This window comes from Vibrio sp. 1562 (assembly GCF_033340155.1).
Classification (GTDB): domain Bacteria; phylum Pseudomonadota; class Gammaproteobacteria; order Enterobacterales; family Vibrionaceae; genus Vibrio; species Vibrio alginolyticus.
Genome location: NZ_JAWOVY010000012.1, coordinates 16274 through 34997 on the forward strand (window position 1 = coordinate 16274; position 18724 = coordinate 34997).

Annotated in this window: 16 protein-coding genes; 9 read left to right on the forward strand and 7 right to left on the reverse strand. The window is 47.1% G+C overall.

Translation table 11 applies throughout. The features are described 5' to 3' along the window. The first annotated feature begins 30 nt into the window (after window positions 1–30). The 5 genes from rpoZ (at window position 31) to R7Z49_RS13850 (ending at window position 7155) form a co-directional block, all read left to right on the forward strand. The gene (gene rpoZ, locus R7Z49_RS13830; protein WP_005379346.1) at window positions 31–303 is read left to right on the forward strand and encodes a DNA-directed RNA polymerase subunit omega; all 273 of its coding nucleotides are present in this window, start codon (window positions 31–33) and stop codon (window positions 301–303) included. 39 nt (window positions 304–342) lie between these two features. Further along, window positions 343–2463, forward strand: coding sequence for a bifunctional GTP diphosphokinase/guanosine-3',5'-bis pyrophosphate 3'-pyrophosphohydrolase (gene spoT / locus R7Z49_RS13835; protein ID WP_005379340.1), 2121 nt, complete (start codon window positions 343–345; stop codon window positions 2461–2463). 52 nt (window positions 2464–2515) lie between these two features. Further along, window positions 2516–3199 carry a tRNA (guanosine(18)-2'-O)-methyltransferase TrmH gene (gene trmH, locus R7Z49_RS13840; RefSeq protein WP_017820702.1) on the forward strand — a complete coding sequence of 228 codons (684 nt, stop codon included), beginning with the start codon at window positions 2516–2518 and terminating at the stop codon, window positions 3197–3199. Between the two features lie 253 nt (window positions 3200–3452). Further along, a complete protein-coding gene (gene recG / locus R7Z49_RS13845; protein ID WP_238974887.1) occupies window positions 3453–5534 on the forward strand; it encodes an ATP-dependent DNA helicase RecG in 2082 nt (693 codons plus the stop codon). Between the two features lie 232 nt (window positions 5535–5766). Continuing rightward, window positions 5767–7155: a uracil-xanthine permease family protein gene (locus R7Z49_RS13850; RefSeq protein ID WP_213869975.1), complete on the forward strand. Its 1389-nt coding sequence runs from the start codon at window positions 5767–5769 to the stop codon at window positions 7153–7155. A gap of 71 nt (window positions 7156–7226) precedes the next feature. Here the strand turns inward: R7Z49_RS13850 and envZ are convergent, their stop codons facing one another. From envZ to R7Z49_RS13875, 5 genes are all read right to left on the reverse strand, one after another. After that, window positions 7227–8519 (reverse strand): two-component system sensor histidine kinase EnvZ, encoded by a 1293-nt coding sequence (gene envZ / locus R7Z49_RS13855; protein ID WP_017820700.1) that lies wholly within the window; start codon window positions 8517–8519, stop codon window positions 7227–7229. Window positions 8520–8621: 102 nt separating this feature from the next. Beyond that, window positions 8622–9341, reverse strand: a complete 720-nt coding sequence (gene ompR, locus R7Z49_RS13860) for a two-component system response regulator OmpR (RefSeq protein WP_005379333.1) — start codon at window positions 9339–9341, stop codon at window positions 8622–8624. A 129-nt stretch (window positions 9342–9470) separates the two neighbouring features. Beyond that, window positions 9471–9866, reverse strand: coding sequence for a DUF1090 domain-containing protein (locus tag R7Z49_RS13865; protein WP_186584543.1), 396 nt, complete (start codon window positions 9864–9866; stop codon window positions 9471–9473). A 105-nt stretch (window positions 9867–9971) separates the two neighbouring features. Next, window positions 9972–10463 (reverse strand): transcription elongation factor GreB, encoded by a 492-nt coding sequence (gene greB, locus R7Z49_RS13870; protein ID WP_005379321.1) that lies wholly within the window; start codon window positions 10461–10463, stop codon window positions 9972–9974. A 117-nt stretch (window positions 10464–10580) separates the two neighbouring features. After that, the gene (locus R7Z49_RS13875) at window positions 10581–12461 is read right to left on the reverse strand and encodes an ATP-dependent zinc protease (protein ID WP_186584544.1); all 1881 of its coding nucleotides are present in this window, start codon (window positions 12459–12461) and stop codon (window positions 10581–10583) included. A 229-nt stretch (window positions 12462–12690) separates the two neighbouring features. Here R7Z49_RS13875 and R7Z49_RS13880 point away from each other — a divergent pair, with 229 nt between their 5' ends. Beyond that, window positions 12691–15012, forward strand: a complete 2322-nt coding sequence (locus R7Z49_RS13880; RefSeq protein WP_132936679.1) for a Tex family protein — start codon at window positions 12691–12693, stop codon at window positions 15010–15012. A gap of 104 nt (window positions 15013–15116) precedes the next feature. Here the strand turns inward: R7Z49_RS13880 and R7Z49_RS13885 are convergent, their stop codons facing one another. Together R7Z49_RS13885 and bioH are read right to left on the reverse strand one after the other, a co-directional pair. Then, complete coding sequence (locus R7Z49_RS13885; RefSeq protein WP_005379316.1) at window positions 15117–15581, reverse strand: hypothetical protein; 465 nt, start codon at window positions 15579–15581, stop codon at window positions 15117–15119. 124 nt (window positions 15582–15705) lie between these two features. Further along, entirely contained in the window at window positions 15706–16473 is a 768-nt protein-coding gene (bioH, locus tag R7Z49_RS13890; RefSeq protein ID WP_005384724.1) for a pimeloyl-ACP methyl ester esterase BioH, read from the reverse strand. 84 nt (window positions 16474–16557) lie between these two features. Between bioH and R7Z49_RS13895 the strand changes: the two genes are divergently transcribed. The 3 genes from R7Z49_RS13895 to nudE all read left to right on the forward strand — a co-directional run bounded on the left by R7Z49_RS13895 (window position 16558) and on the right by nudE (window position 18711). Continuing rightward, a complete protein-coding gene (locus R7Z49_RS13895; protein WP_186584546.1) occupies window positions 16558–17283 on the forward strand; it encodes a ComF family protein in 726 nt (241 codons plus the stop codon). Between the two features lie 97 nt (window positions 17284–17380). Beyond that, window positions 17381–17965: a Fe-S biogenesis protein NfuA gene (gene nfuA / locus R7Z49_RS13900; protein ID WP_005379313.1), complete on the forward strand. Its 585-nt coding sequence runs from the start codon at window positions 17381–17383 to the stop codon at window positions 17963–17965. A 176-nt stretch (window positions 17966–18141) separates the two neighbouring features. After that, window positions 18142–18711, forward strand: a complete 570-nt coding sequence (gene nudE / locus R7Z49_RS13905; protein WP_005379309.1) for an ADP compounds hydrolase NudE — start codon at window positions 18142–18144, stop codon at window positions 18709–18711. Window positions 18712–18724 lie beyond the last annotated feature (13 nt).

The window sequence follows — 18724 nt, forward strand, 5'->3', positions numbered from 1 at the left end:
TAAAATTTTAGTTAACTATTTGGAGTCCTCATGGCACGCGTAACTGTTCAAGACGCTGTTGAAAAAGTTGGCAACCGTTTCGACCTAGTACTGATTGCGGCTCGCCGCGCTCGTCAAATGCAAACTGGCGGTAAAGATGCACTAGTGCCAGAAGAGAACGATAAGCCAACGGTTATCGCTCTACGCGAAATCGAAGAAGGTTTAATTACTAAAGAAGTTCTAGACGCTCGTGAACGTCAAGAACAGCAAGAGCAAGAAGCGGCAGAGCTAGCGGCAGTAAGCAGCATCGCTCACAACCGTTAATTCTGACTTTAGAATTCAACAACCTCCCGGGCCTATAATTTGTATCTATTCGATAGCCTCAAAGACGTTGCCCAAGAATACCTAACAGAGCCTCAGATTGAGGCTCTGCGTCAATCTTATGTGGTAGCGAGAGATGCCCATGAAGGGCAAACCCGCTCTAGCGGTGAACCATACATCATCCACCCTGTCGCTGTGGCTCGTATCTTGGCCGAAATGCGCCTTGATATCGAAACCCTCCAAGCTGCTTTGCTGCATGACGTCATTGAAGACTGTGATGTAACTAAAGAAGATCTCGAAGAGAAATTCGGCAACACTGTCGCAGAATTGGTTGATGGTGTATCTAAACTGGACAAACTCAAATTCCGCGATAGGAAAGAGGCTCAGGCTGAGAACTTTCGTAAGATGGTTCTGGCCATGGTGCAAGATATCCGCGTCATTCTGATCAAACTGGCTGACCGCACGCATAACATGCGCACGCTTGGCGCGCTTCGACCAGATAAAAAGCGTCGTATTGCTCGTGAAACGTTAGAAATTTACGCGCCCCTCGCTCATCGTCTTGGTATTCACAATATCAAAACCGAACTCGAAGAGTTGGGCTTTGAGGCGCTATATCCCAACCGCTACCGCGTACTGAAAGAAGTGGTTAAAGCCGCACGTGGTAATCGTAAAGAGATGATCCAACGCATTCACAGCGAAATAGAAGGCCGTCTGCAAGATTTTGGCTTGAATGCTCGCGTCGTTGGTCGTGAGAAAAACCTGTTCTCTATCTACAACAAGATGAAAACCAAAGAACAGCGCTTTCACACCATCATGGATATCTATGCGTTCCGAGTCGTTGTTGATACCGCTGATACTTGTTATCGCGTTTTAGGCCAAGTACACAGCTTGTATAAGCCACGTCCTGGTCGCATGAAAGATTACATCGCGGTACCAAAGGCGAACGGCTATCAATCGCTACACACTTCCATGGTTGGCCCACACGGCGTACCTGTTGAAGTTCAGATCCGTACTGAAGATATGGATCAAATGGCGGACAAAGGTGTCGCGGCACACTGGTCTTACAAAGACAAAGGCGACAAGTCTGGCACCACTGCGCAAGTGAAAGCTCAGCGTTGGATGCAAAGCCTGTTAGAGCTACAACAAAGCGCGGGTAACTCATTCGAATTCATTGAAAACGTAAAATCCGATCTTTTCCCAGATGAGATTTACGTCTTCACACCAAAAGGTCGTATCGTTGAATTGCCTTTAGGCGCAACGGCTGTCGACTTTGCCTATGCCGTACATACCGATGTAGGCAACTCTTGTGTTGGTGCTCGTGTTGACCGTAACCCTTACCCATTGAGTAAGGCATTGAAAAACGGTCAGACGGTGGAAATTATCAGTGCCCCTGGTGCGCGTCCGAATGCGGCATGGCTAAACTATGTCGTGACTTCTCGTGCCCGCACTAAGATTCGACAAGTACTGAAAACGATGCGTCGTGAAGAGTCGATTACTTTAGGTCGTCGCCTACTTAATCACGCACTTGGCCGTCACTCGATTGATTCAATTTATCCAGAAAATATCCAAGAAGTCTTGAATGATCTTCGCCTAGAAAGCATCGATGATTTATTGGCTGCTATTGGATTGGGTGAGTTGATGAGCATTGTGATCGCACGTCGTCTCCTTGGTGACACCGAAGAGCTCACGACAACAAGTTCAATCCCAACGGACTCGAAGAAGAAGCTTCCGATTCGTGGCGCAGAAGGCTTATTGCTGACGTTTGCAAATTGTTGTCATCCTATCCCAGATGATCACATTATTGCTCACGTATCGCCTGGTCGTGGTTTGGTTGTTCACCGAGAAACATGTCCGAACGTTCGTGGTTATCAGAAAGAGCCAGACCGTTATATGGCTGTCGCTTGGTCTGAAGACTACGATAAAGAGTTCATTGCTGAACTTAAAGTCGACATGCTTAACAACCAAGGTGCTCTTGCAGAACTGACCAACGTGATCTCGAAAACAGGATCAAACATTCATGGCCTTTCAACGGAAGAACGTGATGGTCGTTTGTACACTGTGACTGTGCTGTTGACGACGAAAGATCGTGTCCACCTTGCTGGTATCATGCGTAAGATTAAGGCAATGCCTCAAGCAACCCGAGTCAGACGCAGAAAGAACTAACCTCTATCGCCACCTACTCTGTTAGGTGGCGATTTTTTATACCTCAATAAATATGAACCTAGAACGTTACAACCGTATTCACCAAGTCCTAAAAACTCGCCAAACTGATCTGACACTTTGTCTCGAAGAAGTACATAAGCCAAACAACGTCTCTGCTGTGATCCGCACCGCTGACGCGACAGGCTTACACAAAGTTCACGCAATTTGGCCAGACAAAATGCGTACGCTGAGCCATACCTCAGCAGGCGCGCGTAACTGGGTTGAAGTGGATACTCACGATTCGATTGAAACTGCGATTACCGAACTCAAAGCGCAAGGTATGCAGGTTTTGGTGACCAATCTTTCGGACACCGCCGTCGATTTTCGCGAAATCGACTACACCAAACCAACGGCAATCATTTTAGGCAGCGAAAAGGTTGGCGCTTCGGAGCAAGCCAAACAGCTTGCCGATCAAGACATTATTATCCCGATGGTGGGTATGGTGCAGTCACTAAACGTATCGGTTGCCAGTGCCGTAATTTTGTATGAAGCGCAACGTCAACGTGAAGCCGCAGGCATGTACGACCGAGAAGAAAGCGCTCTGCCTAAAGAGACAATCAACCGTATTCTCTTTGAACGTGGTCACCCTGTTCTGGCAAAAGTCGCGAAACGAAAAGGGCTTGTTTACCCACCACTCGATGAAGAAGGTCAAATCATCGCCGATGACGCGTGGTGGCAAGAGATGCAAAGCAAGTAAAAGACTTTCGTCATTCTAAACAGCGGCGAAGGAGCGTGGTTCAGGATCTAATTCTCAAATATACAGATGCTAATAGTGTTAACTTCAGCGACATACTTGTTGGAAATAGAATCCTGATGTCACTAAAGCTCCCCGGAATGATAGGTTATCAGTCAAATCATGACACTAACTAAAGCATGACTATTTTTTCCTGTACAAAAACACAGCTCCATGGTTAACATACTGCTATGTTAACCATTTTCTTGAGCCCTCTATGTCCGCCCAAATGTTATCTGCCGTCCCATTAACCTCCCTTTCTGGAGTTGGCGCGAAAGTCGCAGAAAAACTCGCCAAAGTTGGCTTACATAGCGTTCAAGATTTGCTGTTTCACCTTCCGTTACGCTACGAAGATCGTACTCGTATTTACCCTATTGCCAAACTGCATGCTGGCCTTTGGGCGGCCGTGCAAGGTAAGGTCATGGCAGTCGACACCATCTTCGGTAAGCGCAAAATGCTAACGGTAAAAATCAGCGACGGTAATGGCACTATCACGCTGCGCTTTTTCAACTTTACCGCAGCCATGAAGAACAATTTCACGCAAGGTAAGTTAGTGCATGCTTACGGTGAAATTAAGCGCGGTGGCATGGGTTTGGAAATTGTTCATCCTGACTACAAGTTTTACGTCAGCGAGCAAAAGCCCGATGTAGAACAGAGCTTAACCCCTGTTTATCCCACCACCGATGGATTGCGTCAAATCACATTACGCAACCTTACCGAACAAGCTTTAGCCCTGCTTGATAAAACCGCAGTGCAGGAATTACTTCCAGCTGGGTTGTATGACCATCAAATCACGATGTCGCAAGCGCTGCACACCATTCATCGCCCACCACCAACCATTAATTTAGATGAGTTTGACGAAGGCAAACATCCTGCCCAAATCCGCTTGATCATGGAAGAATTGCTCGCACAAAACTTATCGATGCTGGCGGTGCGTAGCAAAGGTCAGAAGGATTCAGCGCTACCTCTCGGTCCTTGTAATAAACTAAAAACGCAGCTTTTAGCCCAACTGCCTTTCTCTCCTACAAACGCTCAAACCCGAGTCGTACAAGAGATTGAAGCCGATCTAGAAAAACCGCACCCAATGATGCGATTAGTGCAAGGCGATGTTGGTTCAGGGAAAACGTTGGTTGCCGCTTTGGCCGCAGTCAGAGCCATTGAGCATGGCCATCAGGTGGCACTCATGGCGCCAACCGAACTATTGGCCGAGCAACACGCTATCAACTTCGCAAACTGGTTTGAGAGAATGGGCATTCAAGTCGGTTGGTTAGCGGGCAAACTCAAAGGTAAGGCAAAGGAAGCCGAGCTGGCTCGTATTGCCAGTGGTGAAGCGCAAATGGTAGTGGGTACTCACGCGCTATTCCAAGAGCACGTTGAATTTCATCACCTTGCTTTGGTCATCATTGATGAACAACACCGCTTCGGTGTCCATCAGCGATTAGAATTGCGTGAAAAAGGCGCAAAACAAGGCGCTTATCCTCATCAGTTGATCATGACGGCGACGCCTATTCCTCGAACCTTAGCGATGACCGCTTACGCCGATCTGGAAACTTCCGTGATTGACGAGCTACCACCGGGTCGAACGCCGATTCAAACCGTTGCCATTCCTGATACAAAACGTGACGACATCGTCGAGCGTGTCCGAAATGCCTGCTTAAACGAAGGCAAGCAGGCATATTGGGTGTGTACCCTGATTGATGAATCGGAAGTACTAGAAGCGCAAGCCGCGGCAGATACCGCAGAAGAGCTTCAACGTAAACTGCCGGACGTAAAAATTGGTCTAGTACACGGACGAATGAAGCCGGCAGAGAAACAAGCGGTGATGCAAGATTTCAAAGACAATAAACTGCATTTGCTGGTCGCAACGACAGTGATTGAAGTTGGTGTGGATGTACCAAACTCTAGCTTGATGATCATAGAAAACCCTGAACGTCTTGGTTTGGCACAATTACACCAGTTAAGAGGTCGCGTGGGCCGAGGTTCCGTTGCTAGCCATTGTGTGCTGCTGTACCACTCTCCGCTGTCAAAAACCGCGCAAAAACGTCTCGGAGTACTACGTGAAAGTAACGATGGCTTCGTCATTGCGCAGAAAGACCTAGAAATTCGTGGCCCTGGAGAGCTATTGGGTACAAAGCAGACAGGTCTTGCTGATTTCAAAATCGCAGACTTAGTTCGAGATCAACGCCTGATTCCCGAAGTTCAGCGTATTGCGCGTCATATTCATGACAATTACCCGACTAACGCAACAGCGATTATCGATCGCTGGTTGGGTGAGCGGGATATTTACTCCAAAGCGTAATGATTGAAAGCGAGCCAAATGGCTCGTTTTTTAATGCGCCAAAAACAAAGCAAACGTTTGCTTTTTGAGTAAATCTCTCTATAATCGCGCACAAATTTTTAAGTGTGTTAGATCACACTCCACCAACCTGAGTTGACTCTGATTAACAGCAATCACAGGTAACGACGTCAACTCCACCCTGCTCTCCCATTCAGCGAGAACTAGGGAAATATTGCGACTAGCGAGACAAACAATGACAACTTCAAACCGATCTTCGGAACTGGTCTATCAACTCAACGATCGACCACCTTTGCCTCAAACTATTTTTGCCGCACTTCAGCACTTATTGGCGATGTTCGTCGCGGTTATCACTCCTTCACTGATCATCTGTCAGTCTTTGGGTGTACCAGCAGACCAAACGAATACCATCATCAGCATGTCTTTGTTTGCGTCAGGCGTGTCTTCGTTTATTCAAATTCGCACCATTGGCCCAATCGGCTCAGGTTTGCTCTCTGTTCAAGGTACCAGCTTTAACTTTTTAGGCCCTATTATTGGTGCAGGCCTATCGCTGAAAGCCGGTGGAGCAGACATCAGCACCATGATGGCTGCCATTTTTGGTACGATTTTAGTCGCATCATTTGCAGAAATTTTCCTATCTCGCGTATTGGAGCATGCCCGCCGAATCATCACTCCGCTCGTTTCAGGCATCGTCGTCACTCTTATCGGTCTCACACTGATTCAAGTCGGCTTAGTATCAATGGGCGGTGGCTACGCAGCATTAAATGAAGGAACCTTCGGCAGCTTAGACAAACTTGCTCTGGCTGGGACGGTACTTGGATTAATTGTGATTTTAAACCGCTCGAAAAACCCATACATCCGTGTGGCTTCAATAGTGATTGCGATGCTAGTGGGTTACATCATGGCGTATTTTATGGGGATGGTAGATACTTCTCAGCTAGGCGCAACCGAGATCGTAGCACTGCCCGTACCAATGCAATATGGCTTATCGTTTGACTGGTCTCTGTTCATTCCGCTGGTACTGATTTTCTTTATTACCGCACTAGAGGCCATCGGTGATATTACCGCAACATCTGAAGTGTCTGGTGAGCCAGTAAAAGGCCCAGTGTACATGAAACGTATTAAGGGCGGTGTGTTAGCAGACGGCTTAAACTCTGCAATCGCAGCCGTTTTCAACAGCTTCCCGAACTCAACGTTTAGCCAGAATAACGGCATCATCATGCTAACAGGAGTCGCGAGCCGCTACGTGGGTTACTTTATTTCTGGCATGTTAGTGATTCTTGGCTTGTTTCCTAGCGTCGCTAGCTTTGTTCAGCTGATTCCTGAGCCAGTACTTGGCGGCGCAACGATTGTTATGTTTGGTACGATTGCTGCCGCTGGTGTGCGTATTATCTCTCGTGTTGAGCTCGATCGCCGCGCAATTCTGATCATGGCCTTATCCTTCTCAATGGGACTTGGTATCGCACAAAAACCAGAGATCCTGCAATTTATGCCAGAATTTATTAAGAGTATTTTCTCAACTGGTGTTGCAGCAGGTGGCATCACAGCGATCATTTTAAATCTACTTCTGCCAGAGAAACTGGAAGACGAAGATGAACTTCCTCAGGAAGTGAAAGAGTCTTAAGATTATTGAGAATAAGAAAAGCCCAACCTATTTAGGTTGGGCTTTTTGTTTAAAGGGTGCAGGCCATCGACTTACTTGGTAGGAAAGCTGATTTGAGCGATTAAACCGCCTTCACTGCGATTACGCATCACCACAGAGCCTGAATGCTGGCTGATTATGCGCTTCACAATCGCCAACCCTAGCCCAGTGCCTTCACTACCGCGAGCGGTGTCACCACGCGTAAAGGGTTCAAATAACCTCGCGATTTGAGAATGCTCGATACCCGGTCCGTTGTCCTCTACTGAAATCCACACTAGCTGCTTATCTGCTGTCACACCAGTGCTGATTTTGACCCAGCCATTGCCATAACGTAGCGCATTCACAACTAAGTTACTGATCGCCCGCTTAATCGCAATCGCACTTCCTTTGGCTGGCGGCAAGTTAAGATTAAGATCTGTTTCAATTTCAACCTCATAACCACCTTCAGAACTGGCGACATCACTGGCAATCGTACTGATATCAACCGCTTCAAACGATTCTTGGTTCACCGGTTTGAGGTAATCCATAAACTGACTGATGATCTCATTACATTCTTCCGTATCGCTAATGATCCCCTCCGCAAGATAGCTGTCCTCAGGAGACATCATTTCTGTCGCTAGGCGAATACGCGTCAGAGGTGTTCGTAAGTCATGGCTAATCCCTGCCATTAATAAGGCTCGGTCTTCTTCTAGCTCTTGAATACCTTTCGACATTTGATTAAAGGCTCGAGTTACAGAGCGAATCTCCGATGCGCCTTTCTCTGCTAAGGGGGGCGGGATCTCACCTCGACCGACGTCTTTCGCGGCTCTCTCTAAAGCCAAAAGTGGACGGTTTTGCAAACGAATAAACAACCAACCACCTGCAATGATCAGCAGCGCCATAATCAAGCTGTTACGAAACAGCGGGGCAAAATCTTCTTCTTGCAGCTCAGATAACGGAATACGAATGATGGAGTTCGGCAACTTTTCGATGTGCATCCACAAAATGTAACTTTCATCGCCAAGCAATAAGCGCACTTCTGTGGGCGAACCCAGCTCTTGGCTCATTTCTTCAGACATCAAATCAATCGACATTGCGTGATGAAATTCAATCGCCTTATCGCTATCGAGACTATGAACCGTCACCCCTAATCTTTCTAACAATTGACGCCTTAACGGTGCATCAGACTTTAAAGGTCCTTCATCATCAAGCACCAAATTGAGCTCATGGGCGAGAATTTTATTGAACTGCTGCAAACTCGGCATCAACGCGTAGTTAAAAACGGCGTAGTAAGAGAAAACTTGGCTCGCGAGAAGCAAAGAGATGAACAGCAGAATAGATTGTGTCAGTGAACTTCGGATGCGCATGGAACGTTCCTAGTGGTCCTAATCGCGAAATTTCAGCCTTCAAAGGGAAGGTAATGAAGGCTGAAGTTGCTATAGCCAAGTGCTGGCTATGGAGTGAAGAGATTACACCTCTTTGCCGTCTGGGACGAAAACATAACCTAGGCCCCACACGGTTTGAATGTAGCGCGGCTTGCTCGGATCGTCTTCTAACATGCGACGTAAGCGTGAGATTTGTACGTCAATAGAGCGTTCCATTGCAGAATATTCACGGCCACGCGCCATGTTCATCAATTTATCTCGTGACATTGGCTCACGCGCATTCATCACGAGCGCCTTTAGGACAGCAAACTCTCCAGAGGTGAGTGGCATTGCCTCGTCACCGCGGAACATCTCGCGAGTGCCTAGATTGAGTCGGAACTCCCCGAACTCCACCACTTTTTCTTCCGTGCTTGGTGCACCCGGCAACTCTACAGTTTGGCGGCGTAATACTGCCTTGATGCGAGCCAACAATTCGCGTGGGTTAAACGGTTTTGGCAAATAATCATCCGCCCCTACCTCAAGACCTACGATGCGGTCCACTTCATCACCTTTCGCGGTGAGCATTAAGATTGGCAACATATTGTTCGCGTGGCGTAGACGACGACAAATTGACAAACCGTCTTCACCTGGCAACATTAGGTCCAGCACCATTAAGTGAAAGTTTTCGCGCGTTAGTAGGCGATCCATCTGTTCGCCATTGGCGACACTTCGTACCTGAAAACCTTGCTCAGAAAGGTAACGCTCCAATAGAGCACGTAAACGAGCATCGTCATCAACCACTAAAATTTTATGATTTTCTTGCATTGAAACATCCTTTCAGAAGCGTCTATTGTCGAAAATGTATCACTGTTTTTCCTAACGTGCTCAAGCAAATTGTTACTCTTTTTATCTTAAGCGCTTTATTCTCTCTCTAGCAGGTATTTTCAGCACCTACTATTGACCATAATTCCATTCCAGTTCACGTTTGGCCTCAAGCAGCTCTTGCTGTGCCTCTGCCAGCTTGTGACGTTTTTTCTCAATTTTGTCTGCTTTCCCTGAATGCTGAGCTTCGACTAATTCTTCCTCTCGCTCCTCAACTTCTTTAGTATTTTCTTCCACTTCTGCTTGCAGCTCTTGGCGCAGCTCACCTTCCGAGCATTCATTCTGGATAGCGGAAAGTGCTTGCTCCAAGCCTTTAATGCGATGCTCATTACCTTGCGCTTTTGCATACTCAAGCTGCTGCTCTACCGCTAACTCTTTAGCGTCACAGCCTTTCACTTCATCTTGAGCAAAAACTGAAAGTGAGAATCCTATTGTTAGTGCAGCACTACACATGACTGCTTTGTTCATTTTACTTCTCCGAGAAAGGCACCATGCCTTTATACCAAATATTCTGACGTTGAGACCCAAGTCACTTCTAGTGAACTTCATGAGACTTGAATCGGTGATAAAGCCTCAGTCTTCCGAGGCCGGTTGAGTATATTCAATTGAGTTGATGAACCACTCTTTTTCACCTTCTGGGGTGCGTACCGTGAACTCTTCATCCACTTGTTTTTTCAACATCGCTCGCGCCATAGGTGAATCGATCGAGATGTAGTCTTTCGCATCGCCGTAAATCTCTTCAGGCCCGACAATACGAAACTTTTTCACTTCTCCTGCCTCATTTTCTATTTCCACCCATGCACCAAAAAAGACTTTGCCTTCTTGTTGCGGAGAATAGTCAACGATCGTGACTTCTGGCAGGAATTTACGAAGGAAGCGGACACGACGGTCGATCTGACGGAGTAAACGTTTATTGAAGGTGTAATCCGCATTTTCTGAGCGATCGCCCAGGCTCGCCGCCCAAGTGACGATCTTGGTGATTTCCGGGCGCTTTTCATTCCAAAGGTAATCATGCTCTTGTTTGAGTTTGTTGTAACCTTCTCGTGTAATCAGCTTAGTTTTCAAATTAACTCCTATCTCAACTAAAAAATGCTGCTCTTTGGCAGCATTAAGGAGATGATATACCCAAAGATCCAATGTTGTTCAGGCTTTGGGTATCAAGGTGATAAGGCGGCCAGAGTGTTACTTTTCGTAATCCGGTTTTTGCGTCACGATGTAATTCGTATCACTCGAAACAACCGCGCCATGTTTTAGGAAGTTTTTACCTAAAATCATGCTGTAATGGAAGCGACCTCGGTCCTGTAAGTTGACTCGGATCTTCTTCTCTAATTCGCCAAGCTTAACATGCATTTCAACCACAGGGCGTACGTTCGCTTTCTCGCCTTTCTTAGCTTTAATACGCATGACATCAACAACAGGCTTGGTAAACGCCTGTTTCATGCCAAGATCGTTCTCATAGGTAAAGCTCACCATGTCTTTGCCGTCTTTCTTAAACTGCTTGATGTTCTTAGCATTGATTGAGCTTACATCTGCACCCGTGTCTAACTTCACAGGGAAAGACATCCCCTCAACTTCCGCCACTTCGATATGGCCAGCTTTGAAAAGTGGCCTTACATCTAGTAGATGGTCTGCGCGAGTGTTCAGCAACACACCACCCTTGGCTATGTCATGACCAAAGACGAAAAAGGGTTGAGTGTCACCCTCATCAAGCACATCGAGCGCAAACTTCATTGATGTGTCTCTCCTACCGAGAAGAAAGTCTCCTTCAACAACAGGGCGAACCGCGCTGCCAACCTTGAGCTTTTTCAACACTGGTTTGGTGATTTTTTCTTCTTTCCCCTCATCGTTCATTAAATAAAACGTGACGGACTCATCCTTACCTTTTTCTGTTACTTCAAACCCATTTACACGCAGTAATGGCGTTTTCACAGTAAAAGTGGGGTAAGCAGGGACGGTATAACCATCAATGGTGACCTGTTCTTCTGGTGAAACGACAAGAGGTTTTGATTTGAGTGCGCTTTTGAACGTTTTTTCTACGCCACCCAATAGATTTTCTCTGTCCGTATCAATAACAAAGTGCTGACTCGCAACGTCCCGACCTAAGCGAATTTGCGAACTGAACTTACTGCGATCACGCAGATACACCAACCAACGTTGAGTTTCATTTTCGCCGACTTTGACGGGTAAATAGACTAAAGGACGCTCGCTTTTGGTCGTTTTCAACATTCGTACCAAGGGTAATGTCATTGGATGACGCTTGCCATTCTCGCCCTCTAACATAAAAGAGACTTCGTTATGCTTTTTGTCTACCTTGATGTCCAGTGCATGGACGTTGGTATAACGGCTAGAAGTTGAGATGCTGATCTTGTATGGCACACCTTCGACTTCAACCGTCTCTTTTTTGCCAATCATTTTTGCGCTTGGCTGTTCTTGAAGATAATCGTAACCAGCGAAGACCCATGCGTTATCATCGAGATAAGTTTTACCAATCAAGATAGGAGAAGAGAATTGCGTACGCTTGGTCAGGTTCACTTCCGTATCAACGGTGTGACCAGCGATTGTCATCGGCATTTTTATTGTCGGGCGTAGGATGGGCTTTTTGCTTGTTCGACTGCGAATCGCGCTCACTCTTTCCAGATCATCGGTAATCTGTATTTCCTTCCCTGTATAAGGGTGAGGAACCGTAAAGCTAACCTTTACTTGATATGGCTTAAAGCTGTCGGCGTCCCACTTTGCCTTCGTACCACCTAAGTCATCGACAATCGCCCAAAGTAACTCGTTATCTTTCAAATCTTGGTAATCTGGGTGTGAGCTACTGACATGGATATTCTCCGCATGCATCGATGTCGTATCTGCACCAGTATCAATCTTGCCAATAAATGGCACCGCTTTTAGTTCCGGAATGTCACTGTAGTAGACGCTCTCCACACGCCCTAGTACCAATTTGTTATCGAGCTGATAAACGGGAGCTTGTGTGGTTCCTGAGATAGACTGCGCCCAACTAAGCGGGGCGGCAAGTAAGGCACTCGTAAGCGCTAACGCCAAAGACATTTTTTTCATCATGATTATCCGTATAAGCCGAGGTACATTTAGTGATATCAACAACCGTGGAATTAGGTTAGTCGATAACTGCGGATATAAGTTCTCAATTTAATTACAGTTTTGACATATATCTGACTGATGTCCACCAGCGCCCGGTAAATTTTTGCCTCGTTAATTTAAAACATTGCAAATTCTTCGAATGACCCCAATGTTCTATACAACCAAAACCGAATTAAAAGAGAAAACACGGATGAGCCAAGCTATCTGTCGCATGATTGCTCAAGAACTGAATATTCGCCCAGAGCAAGTCAACGCCGCTGTCACCCTAATTGATGATGGCAACACTGTCCCTTTTATTGCACGTTACCGCAAAGAGGTGACGGGGGGCCTTGATGATACCCAGCTGCGTACTTTGGACAGCCGTCTGTCTTACCTTCGTGAAATGGATGATCGCCGTCAAACCATCCTCAGATCAATCCAAGAGCAAGGCAAACTGACGCCAGAGCTAGAACAAGAGATCGCGCAGGCAGACAGCAAAACTCGTCTTGAAGACTTATACCTACCTTACAAACCCAAGCGTCGTACGAAAGGTCAGATCGCGATTGAGGCTGGTCTTGAGCCACTCGCAGATCAACTTTGGAATCATCCACAAACCGAGCCAGAACGCGAAGCAAGCAAATACCTTGATGCAGACAAAGGCATCGCAGACACCAAAGCTGCATTGGATGGCGCTCGCGCGATCATCATGGAGCGCATCGCAGAAGACGCAAACTTACTGGAAAAAATTCGCAACCACTTAAATCGCAATGCGGAACTGGTCTCACGAGTCGTTGAAGGTAAAGAGCAAGAAGGCGAGAAGTTTAAAGATTACTTCAACCACAACGAGCCCCTAAGCAAAGTGCCATCGCACCGCGCACTGGCGATGTTGCGTGGCCGTAACGAAGGCTTCCTGACATTGGCAATGAATGCTGATCCAGAACAGGAAGAAGGCGCTCGTCAGTCTTACTGCGAAACGATTATCGCCGACCATTATGGCGTGACGCTAAGCAGCGCACCGGCGGATACCTGGCGTAAGCAAGTGATCAGCTGGGCATGGCGCATCAAAGTATCGATGCACATGGAAACCGAGCTAATGGGCGCAATGAAAGAGCGCGCTGAAATCGAAGCGATTGAAGTATTCGCCACTAACCTAAAAGACTTGTTGATGGCAGCACCGGCTGGCCCTCGTGCAACACTTGGTCTCGATCCGGGTCTGCGTACAGGTTCAAAAATCGCGGTTGTCGACTCAACAGGTAAAGTGCTTGCAACCGAAACCATCTACCCTCACCCACCACAAAAACAATACGACAAGTCAGCACAAATCGTTGAGCAGTTGGTGCGTAAGTACAACGTGGATTTGATTGCGATTGGTAACGGTACGGCTTCACGTGAAACCGACAGCTTTGTCGCAGACGTCATCAAACGTGGCAACCTGAAAGTTCAGAAGATCATCGTAAGTGAAGCGGGGGCTTCGGTTTACTCAGCGTCTGAGCTTGCAGCAAAAGAGTTCCCGAATATGGACGTATCACTGCGTGGTGCAGTGTCGATTGCACGTCGTTTGCAAGATCCATTGGCTGAACTCGTGAAAATTGATCCGAAATCTATTGGTGTGGGTCAATACCAGCACGATGTAAGCCAATCTATGTTGGCAAAACGCCTAGATGCGATTGTGGAAGACTGTGTAAACGCGGTTGGTGTTGATGTGAACACTGCTTCTGCGGCGCTACTGACGCGCGTAGCAGGCTTATCAAGCACCATCGCGCAGAACATTGTCGACTTCCGCGATGAAAACGGTCGCTTCGAAGCACGTACAACCTTGAAGAAAGTACCTCGTTTAGGTCCTAAGGCGTTCGAGCAGTGTGCGGGCTTCCTGCGTATTATGGATGGTAAGAACCCACTTGATGCGTCTGCGGTTCACCCAGAAGCGTACCCAGTGGTCAAAGCGATTTCTGAAAAGAACAACAAAGATATCAAAGCGCTAATTGGTGATTCTAGCTTCCTAAAAGGTCTGCATGCGGTCGATTACACCGACGATAACTTCGGCGTTCCAACCATTACAGACATCATCAAAGAGCTGGATAAGCCGGGTCGTGACCCACGTCCAGAATTCAAAACGGCGACCTTTGCAGAAGGTGTAAACTCGGTATCTGACTTGGAGCCGGGCATGATTCTAGAAGGCGTGGTGTCTAACGTAGCCAACTTCGGTGCCTTCGTTGATATCGGCGTTCACCAAGATGGTCTTGTGCATATTTCTGCACTGACAGATCGTTATGTGTCTGACCCACGTGAAGTGGTGAAAGCTGGCGACATCGTCAAAGTGAAAGTGATGGAAGTTGACGTGCAGCGTAAGCGTATTGGTCTATCGATGCGTATGAACGACGAACCGGGTCAAGACAACCGCAGCCAACGCTCATCAGCAGCGCCGCGTCGTAATGACCAACCGCAGCGTCGTCAGCCTCGCCGTGATGATTCGTCATCGAACAGCGCGATGGGCGGTGCGTTTGCTGCAGCGTTTGCTAAAGCGAAAAAGTAACCTTACCTAGGCTTCACCGCTAACGAGCTTTCATAACTAAAAAGAAAACGCTCCAATCAGTCAACCTGCTTGGAGCGTTTTTGTTTGAGTAGGATATTGAGTCGTCATAATACTGCTATCACTTCTGACGGGGTATGGGGAGCGACTGCATGACCATAATGAAACTTGATCACCTTCCTGCGCTTTTCCATTAATCCTTCATTGATCGCAGCATCCAAAATGCGCTTTGGTAAGCGAAAGCGGATCGCGTAGCCTTTCCCCTGGTCTTCACTATACGATTTGAGCGCAAGCAAACTAAAAAGCCGTTCTAGTGTATCTTCCGGCTCTTCTTGATAACGCGTGTCGACTTCCGTTTCCATATCATAATCAGGATGCTCTGAAGGATCCCAAGAAGACTGACGTCGGCGCTTGTCGTCACCTTTTACTTTTCGCTCTGCATTGGTTTTGGCCAATGCGACCGTTGGCGTTACAGGCTCTCGGACTTTATTGTCGCGAGCTGCTTGTTCCGTCTGCACATTCACGGATGGGGCGATCAGTGGCACACTTACGTTGGTCGGTGACACAATCATTGCGAACCCTCCTCAGAGTCGCCCAACTCGTCAATATGGCTTAGCTTTATTGGCTAATAAAACCTCACCAGCCTTTATATCGACCACTTTTTAAACAACTTGAGGTGTTTCCGCTCGCACTTGCTCAATCGTGAGCAAACTCTCGGATTTGAACACAAAATTCGTCATGTTCGGTGATAAAAGGCGCATGAGAGGACTGATTAAAAACAAACTGCTGGGTATGAGGCAACTGTTCACTTAAATCGTTAGCTACTTTAATTGGCACCAACCCATCTAAACGGCCATAAAGACGCAACATTGGAACAGAAAGAGACGTCAACGCATCGCGCAGATCCACATCAGCAAGGATGTTTAGCCCAACCAACAGCGATTCAGGGTTTGGCTGAGGGCGCGATAGTACCGCTTGCTTGAGCTGTTTAACGTCTTTACGCGCTGATGGGCTGCCCATCGCTTGCAACGCCATAAAGCGCTCAATGGTCAGTGAGAAATCTTCTAGCAACTGAGAGGTGAACGCACTCAGTACATTCGGTTGAATGCCACGCCACGGTTTTTCTGCGGCAAATTTAGGTGAGCTGGCAACCGTAATCAACTTAGCCACGCGCTCGGGCATATTTAATGCCACATGCGTCGCCACTAAACCTCCGAGGGACCAACCAAGCCAAATCGCTTTCTCTGGCGCACCTTGCACCACCAAGTTAGCAATATGGTCTAAATCTTCAGCATGAGATTCGGCGCTATGTCCGTACCCCGGAAGGTCAACCACATGAACTCGGAAATAAGGTTGAAGAGACTCGACTGTCTGCTGCCATACCGCACCATTCATGCCCCAACCATGAAGTAACACCAAATCTGGTCCCTGACCAAATGACTGCCAGTGTAATTTCGTGCTCATGCTCTCAATCTCTCCCACTTATTTTATTCCCTACGGCTTCAGCCAAGCGTTAGGCTGAGTAAAATATCACCATGAATAAACGCTATGTTATCTCATCACTGGCAAAACATCATGCATCGCGTATTGAGCAGTCAATGCGGCCTGTGTCGGTTCCCTATTCAAACACCAAGCCACACAAATACTCTGCGCTGGTGCGAGCACTGTTTAAAATACCTAACTCCGGTAAAACGATGTCAACGCTGCGGTTTATCATTACAGAAAGAAGAAATGAGTACGGATAGTATTTGTGGTGAATGTCTTTCAAAGCCACCGCCATGGCAAAGGCTATACACGTTAGGCGATTACGACTTTCCCCTTTCACGGGAAGTACAACGCTTTAAAGATCACGGAGAGTCTTGGCATGTAAAAGCATTAACCGAGCAACTGGCACAGTGCATCACCACGCCAGCTCCAATCATTACCAGTGTGCCATTGCACTGGCAGCGTTACCTGCGCCGGGGTTTTAATCAAAGTGATGTTTTAGCCCGACACCTCGCCAAGCAATTGCAGACTAATTTTGATGCGAAGGTCTTTCGTCGAGTAAGGCTCGCCCAATCACAGCGTGGTAATACCAAAACAAGCCGTGAACAAAACTTAAAAGGCGCGTTTATTCTCAATAAGCGCCCTCACTCTTCCCATGTTGCCATCGTCGATGATGTAGTCACCACAGGCAGTACCGTCCGACAATTATGTCATTTACTACTTGAAGTTGGCGTAGAAAGCATCGATATTTACTGCATCTGCAGAACACCTGCTCCTCGTTCTCTCTAGATCGCTTCGCCATGCCTTAGCATCAAAAAGACTAGACCCATACGTCAACAAGAGTAGAATAGCAGCAGTAACCTACAAATTTACTCGGGTATTCGTCGTGTCAAATATTACTATTACAGAAACTGCGCAAACGCATTTCGCTAACCTTTTAGGTCAACAACCTGAAGGCACTAACATTCGTATTTTCGTTGTGAACCCAGGTACACAAAACGCTGAGTGTGGCGTGTCTTACTGTCCACCAGAAGCAGTAGAATCGACCGACACTGAACTCTCTTACAGCGGTTTTTCAGCTTACGTTGATGAGCTAAGCCTGCCATTCCTTGAAGACGCTGAAATCGATTTTGTTACCGATAAAATGGGCTCTCAGTTAACGCTAAAAGCACCTAACGCTAAAATGCGTAAAGTTGCGGACGACGCACCACTGGTTGAGCGCGTTGAGTACGTTATCCAAACTCAAGTGAACCCACAACTTGCTGGCCACGGTGGTCACGTAAACTTGGTTGAGATCACTGAAGACGGTGTTGCGATTGTTGCATTTGGTGGCGGTTGTAATGGCTGTTCTATGGTTGACGTAACACTAAAAGAAGGCATCGAGAAAGAGCTGCTAAACCAGTTCATTGGTGAACTAACCGCAGTTCGTGATGCTACAGAACATGACCGTGGTGATCACTCTTACTACTAAGAGTAAACACTGTCAGAAAATGGGAGGCTTCGGTCTCCCATTTTTGTATCGATACTGAGGTGATGCTGAGATGCTTAGCTCGACTCGTAAAATCCGCTAGAAACTCAGGCGGAGTTCTCATATATTAAGAATCTTACGCATCTCGTAAACGCCAACGACACCAAGGAGCCAGCGTCATGCCGAAACGAACCCCACCAGAGATACTCTCATGCCAGACGGTTGCAAAATCCAAACTGTTTGCTGTGGAAGCGCTCGACCTTCGTTTTTCCAATGGTGAGCATCGTACTTATGAGCGTATGAAGCCAAGTGGACGAGATGCTGTAATGGTAGTCCCTGTAACAGAACAAGGCGATTTATTACTGGTGCGTGAATACGCCGCTGGAACTGAACGTTACGAGCTAGGTTTCCCAAAAGGGCTGATTGACCCAGGAGAAACACCACACCAAGCTGCGGATCGTGAGTTAAAAGAAGAAATCGGCTTTGGCTGTAATCAGTTAACCCCGTTGAAACAAGTTATCCTCGCGCCATCTTACTTTTCGAGCAAAATGACTCTATTTTTAGGACAGGCGCTTTATCCAGAGAAGCAAGAAGGCGATGAGCCTGAACCACTGGAAATTGTGCGTTGGCCACTTGCGCAAGCCGAAGAGTTATTAACTCACATGGATTTCTGTGAAGCACGAAGCATCACAGCGCTAATGTTGGCACTGAAACACTTACCAAACACCACTCACAAGCATAACCAATAACGGTCATTAGAAC

Bases quoted from the DNA above. Each gene is read 5' to 3' on its own strand.
- R7Z49_RS13880 (WP_132936679.1), top strand. From the start codon at position 12,691: ATGAGCCAAGCTATCTGTCGCATGATTGCTCAAGAACTGAATATTCGC.
- R7Z49_RS13850 (WP_213869975.1), top strand. From the start codon at position 5,767: ATGACAACTTCAAACCGATCTTCGGAACTGGTCTATCAACTCAACGAT.
- envZ (WP_017820700.1), bottom strand. From the start codon at position 8,519: ATGCGCATCCGAAGTTCACTGACACAATCTATTCTGCTGTTCATCTCT.
- R7Z49_RS13895 (WP_186584546.1), top strand. From the start codon at position 16,558: ATGTTATCTCATCACTGGCAAAACATCATGCATCGCGTATTGAGCAGT.
- R7Z49_RS13885 (WP_005379316.1), bottom strand. From the start codon at position 15,581: ATGATTGTGTCACCGACCAACGTAAGTGTGCCACTGATCGCCCCATCC.
- trmH (WP_017820702.1), top strand. From the start codon at position 2,516: ATGAACCTAGAACGTTACAACCGTATTCACCAAGTCCTAAAAACTCGC.
- rpoZ (WP_005379346.1), top strand. From the start codon at position 31: ATGGCACGCGTAACTGTTCAAGACGCTGTTGAAAAAGTTGGCAACCGT.
- R7Z49_RS13865 (WP_186584543.1), bottom strand. From the start codon at position 9,866: ATGAACAAAGCAGTCATGTGTAGTGCTGCACTAACAATAGGATTCTCA.
- ompR (WP_005379333.1), bottom strand. From the start codon at position 9,341: ATGCAAGAAAATCATAAAATTTTAGTGGTTGATGACGATGCTCGTTTA.
- bioH (WP_005384724.1), bottom strand. From the start codon at position 16,473: ATGAGCACGAAATTACACTGGCAGTCATTTGGTCAGGGACCAGATTTG.
- nudE (WP_005379309.1), top strand. From the start codon at position 18,142: ATGCCGAAACGAACCCCACCAGAGATACTCTCATGCCAGACGGTTGCA.
- R7Z49_RS13875 (WP_186584544.1), bottom strand. From the start codon at position 12,461: ATGATGAAAAAAATGTCTTTGGCGTTAGCGCTTACGAGTGCCTTACTT.
- recG (WP_238974887.1), top strand. From the start codon at position 3,453: ATGTCCGCCCAAATGTTATCTGCCGTCCCATTAACCTCCCTTTCTGGA.